This window comes from Rouxiella sp. WC2420, from assembly GCF_041200025.1.
Taxonomy (GTDB): domain Bacteria; phylum Pseudomonadota; class Gammaproteobacteria; order Enterobacterales; family Enterobacteriaceae; genus Rouxiella.
Genome location: NZ_CP165628.1, coordinates 3061873 through 3076353 on the forward strand (window position 1 = coordinate 3061873; position 14481 = coordinate 3076353).

Annotated in this window: 14 protein-coding genes and 2 tRNA genes; 6 read left to right on the forward strand and 10 right to left on the reverse strand. The window is 51.6% G+C overall.

Features of this window, described 5'->3' with window-relative positions; all coding sequences use genetic code 11:
- The first annotated feature begins 22 nt into the window (after positions 1 to 22).
- Entirely contained in the window at positions 23 to 586 is a 564-nt protein-coding gene (locus AB3G37_RS13965; protein ID WP_009635439.1) for a lipoprotein, read from the forward strand.
- Positions 587 to 784: 198 nt separating this feature from the next.
- Here the strand turns inward: AB3G37_RS13965 and AB3G37_RS13970 are convergent, their stop codons facing one another.
- The 4 genes from AB3G37_RS13970 to AB3G37_RS13985 form a co-directional block, all read right to left on the reverse strand.
- Positions 785 to 1369 (reverse strand): molecular chaperone, encoded by a 585-nt coding sequence (locus AB3G37_RS13970; protein WP_009635438.1) that lies wholly within the window; start codon positions 1367 to 1369, stop codon positions 785 to 787.
- A 48-nt stretch (positions 1370 to 1417) separates the two neighbouring features.
- Positions 1418 to 2155: a phosphatase gene (locus tag AB3G37_RS13975; protein WP_369788170.1), complete on the reverse strand. Its 738-nt coding sequence runs from the start codon at positions 2153 to 2155 to the stop codon at positions 1418 to 1420.
- Between the two features lie 86 nt (positions 2156 to 2241).
- Complete coding sequence (ghrA, locus tag AB3G37_RS13980) at positions 2242 to 3183, reverse strand: glyoxylate/hydroxypyruvate reductase GhrA (RefSeq protein ID WP_369788171.1); 942 nt, start codon at positions 3181 to 3183, stop codon at positions 2242 to 2244.
- A gap of 126 nt (positions 3184 to 3309) precedes the next feature.
- Positions 3310 to 4779 carry a peptide MFS transporter gene (locus tag AB3G37_RS13985; protein WP_369788172.1) on the reverse strand — a complete coding sequence of 490 codons (1470 nt, stop codon included), beginning with the start codon at positions 4777 to 4779 and terminating at the stop codon, positions 3310 to 3312.
- Positions 4780 to 5209: 430 nt separating this feature from the next.
- On the opposite strand from AB3G37_RS13985, the gene AB3G37_RS13990 reads away from it, so the two are divergent.
- A tRNA-Ser gene (locus AB3G37_RS13990) sits at positions 5210 to 5299 on the forward strand.
- 321 nt (positions 5300 to 5620) lie between these two features.
- Positions 5621 to 5710: transfer RNA gene (locus AB3G37_RS13995), tRNA-Ser, on the forward strand.
- A gap of 151 nt (positions 5711 to 5861) precedes the next feature.
- On the opposite strand, the gene kdsA is transcribed toward AB3G37_RS13995, so the two are convergent.
- The 6 genes from kdsA to hemA form a co-directional block, all read right to left on the reverse strand.
- Positions 5862 to 6716: a 3-deoxy-8-phosphooctulonate synthase gene (gene kdsA / locus AB3G37_RS14000; protein ID WP_009635433.1), complete on the reverse strand. Its 855-nt coding sequence runs from the start codon at positions 6714 to 6716 to the stop codon at positions 5862 to 5864.
- 65 nt (positions 6717 to 6781) lie between these two features.
- The gene (gene sirB1 / locus AB3G37_RS14005) at positions 6782 to 7591 is read right to left on the reverse strand and encodes an invasion regulator SirB1 (RefSeq protein ID WP_009635432.1); all 810 of its coding nucleotides are present in this window, start codon (positions 7589 to 7591) and stop codon (positions 6782 to 6784) included.
- Positions 7592 to 7593: 2 nt separating this feature from the next.
- Positions 7594 to 7995 (reverse strand): SirB2 family protein, encoded by a 402-nt coding sequence (locus AB3G37_RS14010; RefSeq protein ID WP_009635431.1) that lies wholly within the window; start codon positions 7993 to 7995, stop codon positions 7594 to 7596.
- A 123-nt stretch (positions 7996 to 8118) separates the two neighbouring features.
- Positions 8119 to 8967 (reverse strand): peptide chain release factor N(5)-glutamine methyltransferase, encoded by an 849-nt coding sequence (gene prmC, locus AB3G37_RS14015; protein ID WP_369788173.1) that lies wholly within the window; start codon positions 8965 to 8967, stop codon positions 8119 to 8121.
- Complete coding sequence (gene prfA, locus AB3G37_RS14020; protein ID WP_009635429.1) at positions 8967 to 10049, reverse strand: peptide chain release factor 1; 1083 nt, start codon at positions 10047 to 10049, stop codon at positions 8967 to 8969. The genes prmC and prfA overlap by 1 nt, the downstream gene beginning before the upstream one ends.
- A gap of 97 nt (positions 10050 to 10146) precedes the next feature.
- Positions 10147 to 11424: a glutamyl-tRNA reductase gene (gene hemA, locus AB3G37_RS14025; protein ID WP_369790961.1), complete on the reverse strand. Its 1278-nt coding sequence runs from the start codon at positions 11422 to 11424 to the stop codon at positions 10147 to 10149.
- Between the two features lie 324 nt (positions 11425 to 11748).
- On the opposite strand from hemA, the gene lolB reads away from it, so the two are divergent.
- From lolB to AB3G37_RS14040, 3 genes are all read left to right on the forward strand, one after another.
- Complete coding sequence (gene lolB, locus AB3G37_RS14030; RefSeq protein ID WP_009635427.1) at positions 11749 to 12375, forward strand: lipoprotein insertase outer membrane protein LolB; 627 nt, start codon at positions 11749 to 11751, stop codon at positions 12373 to 12375.
- Position 12376: 1 nt separating this feature from the next.
- Positions 12377 to 13237, forward strand: coding sequence for a 4-(cytidine 5'-diphospho)-2-C-methyl-D-erythritol kinase (ispE, locus tag AB3G37_RS14035; protein WP_369788174.1), 861 nt, complete (start codon positions 12377 to 12379; stop codon positions 13235 to 13237).
- 217 nt (positions 13238 to 13454) lie between these two features.
- Positions 13455 to 14402, forward strand: coding sequence for a ribose-phosphate pyrophosphokinase (locus AB3G37_RS14040; RefSeq protein ID WP_009635425.1), 948 nt, complete (start codon positions 13455 to 13457; stop codon positions 14400 to 14402).
- Positions 14403 to 14481: the final 79 nt, after the last annotated feature.

Genomic DNA, 14481 nt, shown 5'->3' on the forward strand with positions numbered 1-14481 from the left:
TGGAAATTTCATCGAGGAAGTTATGAGAAAGCTATTTTTAGGGGCTGCTGCCCTGATTTTTGTCGGCCTGCTTGCCGGATGCAACCATCTTACGCAATACACCCTCAGTGAACAGGAAGTGAATCACTACCTGCAAAAACACAATGATTTCCAGAAACAAGTGGGCGTGCCGGGCGTGGCTGATGCTCGCATTACGTTGACTGATCTTAGCAGCCAGATTGGCCGCGCCGAGCCGGGTAAAATAACCCTGTCTGGCAATGCCGATATCGACGTCAAATCACTGTTTGGCAAGAAGAAAGCCGACATGACCCTGACCTTGAAAGCCACGCCGGTGTTCAACAAGGAAGAAGGCGCTGTCTACCTGAAAGATCTCGAGGTAGTAAGTTACACCGTGCAGCCTGAGAAAATGCAGCCCGTTATTGATGGTTTGATGCCGTATCTAAATCAGTCGCTGAAATCTTATTTCGACCAGAAACCTGCTTACGTGCTGAGCAGCGATCATAGCGAAACTGAAGCAATGGCAAAAAGACTGGCCAAGGGGCTGGAAGTGAAACCGGGCGAATTAGTGATCCCGTTCACCGACTAAAAAATTTGCGGTTATATCCTGTTTATCAAGGGCAACCGCGCCATCTGCCACATAGTAGTAAAAAAAAGCCTGAGATTGACCAGCCCCATTCGGGTGTCAACTCAGGCTTTTTCAATTCTAAAAATTGGAATTTTCTAACCTAGTGGCTAGAAATTTCCTGACTGGCAAATCAGGCGAAACTCGCGAACCAAAAACTGCTTATTGTTCGTCTTCTTCGCTGTCTTCAATATCGTCCGGCAATGCTTCTTCCAGCTCGTCACGCATTGCAGTAATCGCCTCGCGAGTGATTTCCGAAAGCGTGCGATAGAAGCCACTGGTTGCGTGGGCTTCAACCTTGCCAAGGAATTTACCGCACCATGGCAGCATCAGCTCATCAAACAACGCAATCTGCGCCGCCGCTTCATCTTCCTGCGACTGATCTTCCAGCCATGAAGCTGCCAGCAGCATTGAACCAAAATGATCCGCCGGAGCTTCTGTCATTGGCATGCCGCGCTGCTTGAGGAAAGTGCGCACTTCCTGCTCCGAATCGCCTTCGACATAATCACTGCGAAACGGCGATACTGCGCACTCGGTGCCGACAAACAGATGGTTAAACTCCGCCGCCAAAGCCTGCGGGTCAGCGCTTTGCTGCAAACGCAGCAGCAAAGCATCCTGCTCCAGCGGCCAATGCTCACGCAGTTTACCTTGCTGTATCAGGCCAAACAGCGGCACTAAAAGCGGGTCTTGTGGCTGACGATAAAACAAAGTGCCCAATACGCGGCAAACGATAGAAAACTCATTCATAATAAGAACCTGATTAAGATTGGCGACGCAAAAATTTGCGTGACAATGTCACAGTTCGGAAAATTCTGCAATTGCCGGTCTACCGCGTCGTTGCAGAAAATCCAGGAAACGTCGTGGGCTGGCATTTAAAATCCGCTCATGCGGGAATCCCACCTCTTTAATTATACGTTCACAATGCTCAAATCCGCCCAGCGAATAGGCAATATGTGAATCAGAACCCAGTGCCAGCCAGCCACCGGCTTCTTTTACAGCAGCAACAATCGCACGACAGTTGGGTTCGCTGCCCTTGCGCGAGTGGGTGAATGACGAGTTATTCAGCTCCAGCGCCACCTCGTATTTCGCGGCGGCCTCGGCAATGGCCGTGATGTCGACTGGATATTTCGGGTTTCCGGGGTGACTGATAATATGCACTTCCCCGCCCGCCATGGCGGCAATCATTGCCTGAGTATGGGTGGCTTTGTCGACCGGCGGCATGACAGGTTCGTGAAAACCGGCAATCACAAAATCCACCGCAGTGAGCATGGGCCCGGTGCAGTCAATATCACCGTTAATGTTCTTGATATTGGACTCGATACTGCGCAGGATACCAACGCCGTCGACCAGTCGTGGCCATACCTGCATGTTCATAAAATGCCAATAATGCGGCGCATCGGCCATATCCGGGCCGTGATCGGTGATGGCAAACAGCTTGATGCCTTTCTGCCGGGCTTCATCAATATAATCGTGCAGCGTGCTGTAAGCATGAGTGCTGGCGACGGTATGCATATGTAAATCAACCGGAAACATATTTACTCCTCAGGCATGAGCCGTCGCGGTCATAGCCGGACGGCATTAAAAGCTTAGCAGTTCTCAACGGATGAACGGGCCGCCGACTAGTAGCCGCGCGCCAGATCAACCAGGCCAATCGGCGTGCGTCCGGCTTCAATTGCCTGAATATTTGCGACAATACTGTCCATCGCTTCTTCCGGCAAGGTGTCGGCACCGATATGAGGCGTGATGCTAACACGCGGATGTGACCAAAATGGGTGCATGCGCTGCATCGGTTCTCGAACGAAAACGTCCAGCGTTGCCGCAGCGATTTGACCGCTGTCGAGCGCGTTTAGCAGGTCACCTTCAACCAAATGCGTCCCGCGACCAAGATTTACCAGATAAGACTGCTGTGCCAGTTGGTTAAACAGGTTTCGGTTGAGGACTCCCGCCGTCTGTGGCGTATTGGGCAACAAATTAATCAACAGCTTGCAGCCATTGGCGAAATCATTCAGTTGCTCTTTGCCATAAAAACTCTCCACGCCGGGCTGGTTTTTGGGAGTACGGCTCCAGCTGCGCACTTTGAATTTAAGACTGGTCAGCTTTTCTGCCACCGCCCTGCCGAGCACTCCGGCACCGAGAATACCGATAGTGAAATCGCCATGCTGATGGGCAGTAAGCGGACGCCACTGTTTTTGCTGTTGAAATAGTTGATATTCGTCGAGTCGGCGGAAATATCGCAGCACCGTGGCCAGCGCATATTCCTGCATTTGCAGCGCCATGCCGGTATCTTCCAGGCGAATTAACGGCACACCCGCGGGTAAAGTACCCGGAGCGCGCTGCTCCTGAGTGAGGATTGCATCAACGCCCGCGCCCATGACGAAAATGCCTTTCAGCTCGCCGCGCATTGCCAGCATTTCCTGCGGTGGATGCCAGACCAGAGCATAATCTGCAGAACAGGTATCGCCGCGATGCCAGGCACGAACTTGCGCCTGTGGCAACCGTTGGCCGATACCTTCTATCCATGGTTTTGAATCAATTGTAGGGTGATAGAAAATGATGTTCATGATGTTGCCTCCTTAGCTGTTCTAGATTTCCTCTAAAATCACTGTGATGCAACCTTTGTCTGCGAAAAGTTGATTAAAAAAAAGACCCTGTTCAACAGGGCCTCGGTATTCACGATATCTATTAGATTACGCCGGCTCACGCTGGATAAGGCGACGCAAGACTGGGATTAGCAACATAAGCATCACGCCAGTGGCAACGGACCCCCATCCCAGCACGCTAAACACCTGGCTATAACCCGGATTGGTCACTGCCGGAGTGCTACCGGTATTCGCCGGCATCAGGCCGGAGATAAAACTCGCCAACACGGCGCCAACACCGGTGACCATCATCCAGCAGCCCATCATTACGCCCTGATAACGCGCCGGAGCCAGTTTGCCAATCATTGCGTAGCCGATCGGCGAAATCATCAGTTCGCCAATACTTTGGAAAACGTAGCTAATGACGATCCATTTGAAAGCCATCAGGCCATTTTCACCGGCAAAATGAATGCCAATCGGCAGTACCAGCATACCGATACCAATACATAACAATGCGCCGGAGAACTGAAGCGGAATATCGATACGCAAGCCGCGCTGGCGAAGTTTTTTAAACCATAGCGCCATCAGCGGGCCACCGACGACAATAACGATTGTGTTAATATCCTGGATCCACTGAGGCGCGACGCGCAAACCAAAAACGTTAAGGTCGATATTATTTTCGGCGAACAACGTCAGGCCCATCGGTGCCAACTGATACAGCGTCCAGAACACCAGAGAACCGGCAGCAAGCAGCAGATAGGCTTTCATACGGCTTTTCTCGTCGCGCTGACGATGGCGAGCAGTCACAATCCCCATAATAACGAAAATGATAATGCCCAATGCAACCACGAAGTAGCTGCTCAGGGCAGCCTGAGTCAGCAAGACGCGGATTATCGGCACCAGCACGAGAAGAATCGCGATCCCTACCAGCATGCGCTGCATGAATTGCCGTGAGTTAACCTGTTTCAGCGGTGTATTGATATCCTTGAGGATATTCCAACGCGACAGGGTGAGAATTATCGCAGCAGCATTGCCAAGAGTGGCAAAAAGGAACAGTGCGCGGTAATTCTCGGTCAGTTGAAAATAGCCCGCGACGGTAAAACCAACAAAGAAACCGAGGTTCATCCCGGCGTAGTTCCACAGGAAAGCTGATTCGCGGCGTTCGTCCTCTGGAGCAAAACGCTGAGTGAGCATCATATTTAGACAGGTGACGTTAAGCCCGCTGCCGGTGAGGAACATCGCCAGCCCCCAATACAGGCCGCTGACTCCGGCTAAGGCAATCAGCGCACAGCCAATAACCTGCAACACCATGCCAAGAACAAACAGATTACGGTTGCTAAGGTAACGCCCGCCGAGGTAGCCGCCAAACATGTGCAAGCCGTAGTTGAATGCACCAAAGACCCCCATGATGGCATTGGCCTGATTTTCACTGAACCCGAGGCGCTTGGTGGCGTAGAGCACCAGTGTCGAGTAAAGCACGGCGAAACCTAGCGTGGAAAAGGTCTGTATAAAGAACAGCGCGCCGGAACCTGCGGGAATAACTGCGTGAGAAGGTGATGTATTTTCTGAATGACTCAAGTCGTACCCCTGTACTTACTAGATTGTTCAAGCCAGTTAACGGCCCGATAAAAATGCATAAACTCGTCAGTGACTAAATTGAAAGCTGTGTGCTTAAAAACACGGCGGTTTTTTATGCTCTGGTTTTTAAGTCGCATCATGTTATACCGTTGCCAATAGGCAAATTCACAGCATTTTTTGCGATAAATCATTACAGTGTGCCATGTGTTTGCTTGTTGCTCAAAACGGGCATTAAATCAGACCAGACATAAACAACCAAAGAAAACAGTACGGACCCGCTCGCTTGAAATAGCCGCTTTTGCTCTGTAAATCAGCAAATTGCTGTATTTTTCGCTAAACACACCACAATAGTGAAAAGACTGTTGACGCTGGCCGCGGATTTCCTTACATTAGCGCCGATTCCGCAGCACAGCGTGTTTGCAGAATCTACGGTGAGGTGTCTGAGTGGCTGAAGGAGCACGCCTGGAAAGTGTGTATACGCGAAAGTGTATCGAGGGTTCGAACCCCTCTCTCACCGCCATATTATTGCGAAAGGGTCCAGATGAAAATCTGGGCCCTTTTTCGTTTTCACTGCTGCTTTACCTTTACACTGCGAACAACTTTCCTCCGTTAACTTTCATGCGAAAATTCGCGGCGATTAAAAACGAAACAAAGAAATTTCGGTCTCGCATTGCCAACTTTTACTCTTGTTCTCACCACCAGCCACAGCAAAGCGTGCAATAAACCAGCACATTGCTGAACTACTGGGCATTCGACGTTATTGCGGGAAATATTCCTTGACCCAAAATGGTTGTCTCCCTATAGTAGCGCCCCGTTGCACTGCTAAGCGGCGTAACGATACGGTGAGGTGTCTGAGTGGCTGAAGGAGCACGCCTGGAAAGTGTGTATACGCGAAAGTGTATCGAGGGTTCGAACCCCTCTCTCACCGCCATATTATTGCGAAAGGCCCTGATGAAAATCAGGGCCTTTTTGTTTGCTGGTGATCTACGCCAAAGTGCTTTGCCTTATGCCAACAGACATTAAAAAGGCGACCCAAAGGCCGCCTCTCGTCTGCAAAATTCAATTTATGGATTTCAACAAAGTTACTTACTGGTATCGAGCGCCGGGAAGCTTTTCACCAAATCATCAATGGCTTTCATCTGTACCAGGAACGGCTCCAGCTTGTCCAGCGGCAGCGCAGAAGGGCCATCACACTTGGCGTGCGCAGGGTCTTCGTGAGCCTCGATAAACAGGCCTGCTATGCCCACAGCCATGCCAGCGCGAGCCAGCTCGGCAACCTGCGCGCGACGTCCGCCAGAGGCCGCACCAAACGGGTCACGGGTCTGTAGCGCGTGGGTCACGTCGAAGATCACCGGATGACCGCCGGTGGCGTTAATCATCACGTTCATGCCTAACATATCAACGACCAGATTGTCATAGCCAAAGTTACTGCCGCGATCGCACAGAATAACCTGATCGTTGCCGCCTTCTTTGAATTTATCAACGATGTTACCCATTTGACCCGGGCTAACGAACTGTGGCTTCTTAACATTAATCACGGCGCCGGTCTTGGCCATGGCTTCAACCAGGTCGGTCTGGCGTGCCAGGAACGCAGGCAACTGAATCACGTCAACCACGTCGGCAACGGGCTGTGCCTGCCAGCTTTCGTGAACGTCAGTAATGATTTTCACACCGAAAGCCGCTTTCAGATCCTGAAAAATCTTCATGCCTTCATCGAGGCCCGGACCGCGATAGGAATGGATTGAAGAACGGTTGGCTTTGTCAAAAGAGGCTTTGAACACATAAGGAATGCCCAGTTTGTCAGTCACTTTCACATAGTGCTCACAAACGCGCATCGCCATGTCACGTGACTCAAGCACGTTCATGCCGCCAAACAACACAAACGGCAAATCGTTTGCTACGTTGATGTCCTTAATGCTAACCACTTTATGTTTCATGCTTTGGCCTTAATCAATAATAAAGTAAAGGTACAAATGTGATGTAACAGCCCCCGGAGGGCTGATTAATGTAGCGTTATGCGTTTCTGTTCTATCGAATGAATCTGTACTTTGATCACTTCGGAAATGGGATCTTCCGGGCACTGCTCGACAAAATAATTCAAATCGGATATTGCGACATGATTACAGTCGAGCTGCGCGTAAATCAGCCCGCGATCGCGAATTTCGTAAGGGTCGTCGGGATCAAACTCTATCACCGCTTCACTGGTGCTGAGCGCAAGCTCCATCTGTTTCTCTTCCATCAGCGCGGCTTTCAGCGTGTCGAGCATCTTGCGAATGATCATGGTGTGATCTGCTTCCTCGAGATCATCATCCTCAATCTCGGCACCCAGCCCCAGATTACCTTTGAGCCAGACCTGCAAAATGTGTTCACTCAACGTCTCGCCATTGAGCGGATTAATCAGCCACATTTCTTCGTCGAGCCAGTCAGCGCGCACAATAAGCTGAGTCGGGAAAATCACCGGCATCAGCGGCAGATTCAACGCGTGAGCAATATGCAGGAAAATTACCCCGAGTGAAACCGGCGTACCCTGGCGCGAAGCCAACACTTTATCGATCCAGATGGCGTCGGAAAGGCGATAAATGCCTCCTGCCCCACCAAAACCCCAGGTACGGTAAAATAATTCAATTAACACTTCGAGCTGCTGATCCTGATTTAAGTCTTCAGGTACCTTGCTTCTGGCTTCTTCAACCAAAGACTGCAACTGACGACAGACATCGTCGGCTTTAAAATCAAAGCGAATTGCCTGGGTTACCAGGATGACACCTGCGCTTAATGGCGCAGCGTTAAATTCAAAATCAGCTATGGCACTCATAGTTATCCCATCAGCAGCGGTATTTTAGTTAGGGCTAGCTTAACAACCAAATACAAACAACCCAAGGCCAGAATAAAGGCCACCCAACGCGTCTTTTGGCTACGCAAGCCGTCCTTGCCTGTTCCTAGAGCCACAAATCCAAGGGCAATGTAGATGATAACGCCAATTAGCTTTTCGGTCAGCCATGAACCTTGTGGCGTAAAAGGATAAAAATGGGTGATTACCACCAGCCAGACACCGCTCACCAGCATAAAGGTATCAACAATATGCGGTGCTATTTTAACCCAGCGCTTTTGCATGATATCGGCATTGGCCCATTTCCAGAAAAAGCGAAGAATAAACAGAACGATACTGACAGTAATAAACAGGATATGGAAATCCTTTACCCAAATATATGACGACATTGCTGCTTCCTTTTTCTTGTCAGGTTAGCCAAACAGGCTCAAACATTGCGTGAAATTCCCTGACCCATTCGGAACGCAGAGATAAATACTCAGCAAAATCAGGTCAAAGGAGGGAAAAATGAATCAAACAGCCTGCGAAGGAGCAGGCCATTGCCCAAGCGTTACGCGGTCGTTATCCCCATAGTCTTTAACTGTCTCGACCTGAGTAAAACCCGCTGCCTGTAAAATATTTCTTACCGCTTCCCCTTGTTGCCAGCCGTGTTCCAGCAATAACCAGCCGTTTGCCTCAAGGTGGCTCGGCGCATGGGCAACAATATAATCAATGTCCGCCAGCCCGTTATTGTCGGCAATCAAAGCACTGGCGGGTTCAAAACGCACGTCACCTTGTGAAAGATGCGGGTCGGCGGCGTCGATATAGGGAGGATTACTGGCAATAATCGCGAAACGCTGGTCGCCAACCGGGGTGAACCAGCTGCCTTGCAGGAAATTAGCATTGCCTATCGACAGTTTTTGGCCGTTGTATTGCGCCAATGAGACCGCTTCAGGCTGTAGATCGACGCCAGTCACCTGACAGTCAGGCCGTTCGCTGGCAATCGCCAGAGCAATCGCACCCGTGCCGGTGCCCAGATCCAGCACGCGAGCCGCTGCGGTGCCTAGACGCATCAACGCCTGTTCAACCAGACACTCAGTATCGGGGCGCGGGATCAGAGTCGCGGGGGAAACGCTTAGCGGCAGAGACCAGAACTCGCGTTCACCGATGAGATAAGCGACGGGTTCGCCCTTCTCGCGGCGGCTCAACAGGGCTTCAAGCTGAACCCGTGCCTCGTCGCTGAGTTCTGTTTCACCAAAGGCCATAATATAGGTGCGCGCACGGCCAGTGACATGGCCCAGCAAGATTTCTGCATCTCGCTTTGGGCTGTCACTGGCCGCCAGACGACCTACCGCATGGGTCAACCAGCGGGTAAAATCCATTATTCCTGCTCGGACAGCGCAGCAAGTTGGTCGGCCTGATATTCCTGCACAATCGGTTGGATTAGCGCATCAAGCTTGCCTTCCATGACTTCATCCAGACGGTAGATTGTCAGGTTGATGCGGTGGTCGGTTACCCTGCCCTGCGGGAAATTATAAGTGCGATTACGGTCGGAACGGTCGCCACTGCCCAGCAGGTTGCGGCGGGTAGAAGCCTCTTCCTGATGGCGTTTTGCCACTTCTGCTGCACGAATACGCGCGCCGAGCACCGACAACGCCTTGGCTTTGTTTTTGTGCTGCGAACGTTCGTCCTGACACTCGACCACAATGCCGGTTGGCAAGTGGGTAATACGAATAGCGGAGTCGGTGGTGTTAACGTGCTGACCACCAGCGCCTGATGAGCGGAAAGTATCAATACGCAGGTCACCGGCGTTGATTTCCGGCAATTCGGCTTCGGGAACTTCTGGCATTACCGCCACCGTACAGGCTGAAGTATGGATACGTCCCTGCGATTCAGTCTCTGGCACACGCTGTACGCGGTGACCGCCGGACTCAAACTTGAACTGGCCATAAACCCCGTCGCCAGAGACCTTGGCGATGACTTCTTTATAACCGCCGTGCTCTCCTTCGTTGGCGCTCATAATCTCAACGCGCCAGCGGCGGGCTTCGGCATAGCGGCTGTACATGCGGAACAAGTCACCGGCAAAAATCGCGGCTTCATCACCGCCCGTACCGGCGCGCACTTCCAGGAAACAGCTGCGTTCGTCGTCAGGATCTTTAGGCAGCAACAGCAATTGCAGCTCTTGCTCAAGCTCTTCGAGTTTAGTCTGGCACTGCTGGATTTCGTCCTGGGCCATCTCGCGCATTTCAGGATCGTCCAACATCTCCTGTGCGGCAGCCAGGTCTTCCTGCGCCTGACGCCAGGTCAGAAAACAGGCAGAAACATCGCTCAACTGAGCATATTCGCGGGAAAGATTGCGGAATTTATCTTGATCGGCAATCACGGCAGCATCGCCGAGCATCGCCTGAACTTCTTCATGGCGCTCTTGTAACACTTCCAGTTTGGCAACAATAGAAGGCTTCATGCGTAGTATTTAACCCTGTGCTAATAAAAACTATACCCGTCATCCTTTACGACGCAGGTGTGTTGGCCGCCTTCAGGTACTCGACCTTTTGGGTAGTTTACTGATCTAGCCCGAGACTATCGCGTAAAATTTGCAAACGCTCAACATCGCCATCGCTGGCGGCCTGCTGAAGTGACCGGGTAGGTGCATGAATGAGGCGGTTGGTGAGTTTATGGGCCAAGTCGTGGATGACGCTCTGAACATCGGCGCCCTGTGCAATCGCCGCGATGGCTTTTGCTTCCATATCGGCGCGCACAGTGTCGGCGCGGGAGCGATAATCACGAATAATTTCAACCGCGCCCTGTGAGCGCAGCCAGGCCATAAAGTTGGAGCTTTCTTGTTCAACGATAGACTCTGCCTGAATGGCGGCAGCTTTACGTTGCGCAAGATTATTTTGAATAATGCTGTGCAGGTCGTCAACGCTATAAAGATAGGCGTTGGCGAGCTTGCCGACTTCCGGCTCGATATCACGCGGAACGGCGATATCAACCATCAACATTGGCTGATTACGGCGCGCTTTAAGAGCACGCTCGACCATACCCTTGCCGATAATTGGCAGCGGGCTGGCGGTGGAGCTGATAATAATGTCGGCATCGGCCAGACGGGCGTCGATATCCTGCAGCGAAATCACTTCTGCGCCAACCTCATCGGCCAGCCCCTGCGCTCGCTCGCGGGTACGGTTGGCGATCATCATGTGGCGAACTTTATGCTCACGCAGATGACGAGCCACCAGCTCGATAGTTTCACCGGCACCGACCAGCAACACATTGACTTCAGACAGGGATTCAAAAATCTGGCGCGCCAGAGTACAGGCGGCAAAGGCTACAGAAACGGCACTGGCACCGATGTCTGTTTCGGTACGCACGCGTTTGGCGACCGAGAAAGATTTCTGGAATAAACGTTCCAGCTCGCCAGACACAGCCTGACCGTGCTGAGACTCGGCAAAGGCTTTTTTAACCTGGCCGAGGATCTGCGGCTCGCCCAGTACCAGGGAGTCAAGACCGCTGGCAACGCGCATCAGATGGCTGACGGCGGCGTTGTCCTGATGCCAATAAAGGCTCTTTTTCACATCTTCGGCACTGAGGTGGTGATAATCACACAACCAGTTAACCAATTGCTCCTGCACATCCCCTTTACCCTTCAACTGCTCCTGCTGCTCGACGCTGAGATACAGCTCGGTGCGGTTACAGGTAGACAGGACTACGCCTCCCTGCACCAGCGGTTGCTGAAGCAAGCTTGAGAGCGCCTGTTCGATAGTGTCCGGCGAAAAGGTTACCTTTTCACGCAGAGATATCGGGGCAGTTTTGTGATTGATACCTAATGCAAGTAGGGTCATAGGAGTGATAGTCGAAAGAGACTTTTCTTTGTATGGGTTTACGTCTGAGGCGCATTCTACAAGATGCGCGAGATCAATAAAAGCCACACCGCACTATCTGTCCGGTTTTTATAATAAGCTGTGATTCAAGGCACTAGGCAGAAGATAGTGATTATCATTTACACGACTTTACGCAGCGACTACCAGACAAAGCTGATTACATTTACCCTCTGTAAAAGCCACAGTGATTCACTCACTATCGCGTGATTTTTCAAACTCCAAGTCCAGCGGGACTATGCTAAACTGCCTCGTCTGAACTCAAAAAATGAAAGGACCCGACTCGTTATGCCAATGCATAAGACCAACCTGCTTCGCCTGCTCCCCCTTGCCAGCCTGGTGCTGTCCGCCTGTTCGACTTTCTCGCCGACCACCGGTCCGTCAACCAGCCCAACTTCGCCGGAATGGCGCGCACACGAGCAGCAGGTCAAAAAACTGGATCATTACCAGACACGAGGTTCCTTCGCCTACATCACAGACAAACAGAAAGTTTATGCACACTTCTTCTGGCAGCAGTTCTCGCCACAAAGCTACCGCCTGCTGCTGACCAACCCGCTCGGCAGCACTGAAATGGAACTTAAAGTTCAGAATGGCAATGCCGAGTTGACCAACAACCAGGGCAAGCACTACACCAGCAACGATCCTGATGACATGATCCAGAAACTGACCGGTATGTCGATCCCGCTGGAAAACATGCGCGAATGGATGCTTGGCCTGCCGGGCGACAGCAGTGATTTCAGCCTCGACAGCCAGTATCGCCTGCGTCAGGTCAACTATAAGCAGAAAGGCACAGACGGTGCAGTGACCTATCAGAGCTACGACACCACCGTTCAGCCGCCACTGCCAAACCTGCTGCAAATGACTCAGGGTCAACAGCGTATCAAACTGAAAATGGATAGCTGGACGCTTAACTAAGATGACGCAATTCTGGCCATCTCCGGCTAAACTCAATCTGTTTTTGTATATCACCGGGCAGCGCCCTGACGGTTATCACGATCTGCAAACGTTATTTCAGTTTGTGGACTACGGTGACCGTCTGGCCTTTACCGTGCGAGATGATGCCAAAATCACCCTCACCCCTTCAGTAGAAGGAGTGCCGGACGAGCAAAATCTGATTGTCCGCGCGGCTAAAATGTTACAGCAGCGATTACCCGCACCTCGCGGTGCCGATATCCTGCTTGAGAAACGTTTACCGATGGGCGGCGGTCTGGGCGGTGGCTCTTCCAATGCAGCGACCACGCTAATAGCGTTGAATATGTTGTGGAATGCAGGACTCTCAGATAGTGAACTGGCCGAGCTGGGCGTCAGTCTTGGTGCCGATGTACCGGTATTTGTGATGGGGCATGCAGCGTTTGCCGAAGGCATTGGTGAAGTGTTACAACCCGTTTCGCCGGCCGAAAAGTGGTATCTTATCGCCCATCCGGGAGTCAGCATCCCGACTCCGGCAATTTTCGGCGATCCTGAACTGACTCGAGATACGCCAAAACGGCTGATTGATGAGCTATTAAGTGCAACTTACAGCAATGATTGTGAACCTATTGCAAGAAAACGTTTTTGCGAGGTTGAACAGCTTGTTTCATGGCTGCTAGAATACGCGCCGACGCGCCTTACTGGAACAGGTGCCTGTGTGTTTGCCGAATTCGACACAGAGGCGTCTGCCGAAGAAGTGCTAGGTCAGGCTCCGGCATGGATTAACGGTTTTGTCGCCCGAGGCGTTAACGTCTCGCCGCTGCACAAAACGCGTGCCGAGCTAATGAGAGTCGCAGCCAAAGCGTAGAGAGTCACAGTTGCCGTTACCGTGTCTGTTCTTTGCCAGCCTCTCGGAATTTTTTGATTTAATCTGTAAACCTGACGGAATTCAGCCTACCGGAACATAGCTTCCTGAAACTGAATGATGAAAGGTGATGTACGTATGTATATTGCTATGGTTTCGCTCACCGCCCGGTGAAGCCACAAGCGGTATCTTCTCTGGACGCAAGCCTGAGGTTCTTCTCGTGCCTGATATGAAGCTTTTTGCTGGTAACGCCATCCCGGAACTAGCACAACGTATTGCCAACCGTTTATACACCAGCCTAGGTGACGCCGCCGTTAGTCGTTTTAGTGACGGTGAAGTAAGTGTGCAAATTAACGAAAATGTACGTGGCGGAGATATTTTCATTATCCAATCCACCTGCGCGCCTACTAACGATAACCTGATGGAACTCGTGGTAATGGTCGATGCACTCCGGCGCGCTTCTGCCGGCCGCATCACGGCAGTTATCCCCTACTTCGGTTATGCACGTCAAGATCGCCGCGTGCGTTCAGCGCGTGTGCCAATCACCGCCAAAGTCGTTGCCGACTTCCTTTCCAGCGTAGGCGTTGACCGCGTATTAACCGTAGATTTGCACGCAGAGCAAATTCAGGGCTTCTTCGATGTCCCGGTTGATAACGTTTTTGGTAGCCCAATCCTGCTCGAAGACATGATGCAGCAAAATCTGGAAAATCCGATCGTGGTTTCCCCGGATATCGGCGGTGTTGTTCGTGCCCGCGCCGTTGCTAAACTGCTCAACGACACTGACATGGCTATCATCGATAAACGTCGCCCACGCGCAAACGTTTCACAGGTGATGCACATCATCGGTGACGTAACTGGCCGTGACTGTATTCTGGTAGATGACATGATCGATACCGGCGGCACCCTGTGTAAAGCCGCCGAAGCACTGAAAGAACGCGGTGCTAAACGCGTATTCGCTTATGCTACTCACCCAATCTTCTCTGGTAATGCGGTAGAAAACATCAAGCATTCCGTGCTCGATGAAGTGATTGTTTGCGATACCATTCCGCTGTCTCCAGAAATTCGCGCCCTGAAAAATGTTCGTACTCTGACCTTGTCCGGCATGCTGGCTGAAGCCATCCGCCGTATCAGCAACGAAGAATCGATTTCAGCGATGTTCGAGCATTAATCCCCTTGCCTTCAGGCAAGCATGATTAACAAAAAGCCCCGGCTATTGATTAGCCGGGGCTTTTTAGTTTTTATTGGAA